A 443-nucleotide genomic window follows, 5' to 3' on the forward strand; every position below is an offset into this window, starting at 1 on the left:
GAAAGTAGGTTTGGTCATAGGTCATCTCTTTTTTGCTAATGATAAAGAAATGACACAGAATTCTGAACACTACCTAAAACGGCCGCAATAGCCCACCACAAACAATATGCCTTTCAGCCTGCGCCTTCTTATCGACAATATCTGCCAGCACTCTACCTCGATTGTTTTCGCTTATAAAGCGGCGTGATCTTTTACTGCAACCGCTAGGGCATCTTTCAATTTAGCAAAATGCGCATCCAGCTGGGCAGGATCAGTCCGATTAAGGGCAATCATTTCCCGGCGCTGTTCGCCAGCCCGAATAACTGTGAAGGCATCATCCTCCATTCCGGTTATAATAGCCTCAGCGACCGTATCGGTTTTCTCCAGGGTAAACCCAAGGGCAGGACCCGCGTTGCTGGTCTTCATCAGGGGGGTATCCGTACCCCCTGGGTAAACCGTCATCA

General features: G+C 48.8%; 1 pseudogene. It reads right to left on the minus strand.

Features of this window, described 5'->3' with window-relative positions:
• Window positions 1-171 precede the first annotated feature (171 nt).
• Window positions 172-443 (minus strand): annotated as a pseudogene (locus Q1A48_RS21375) (oxidoreductase); the annotation flags it as partial.

It is taken from the genome of uncultured Microbulbifer sp., from assembly GCF_947489355.1.
Lineage (GTDB): Bacteria > Pseudomonadota > Gammaproteobacteria > Pseudomonadales > Cellvibrionaceae > Microbulbifer.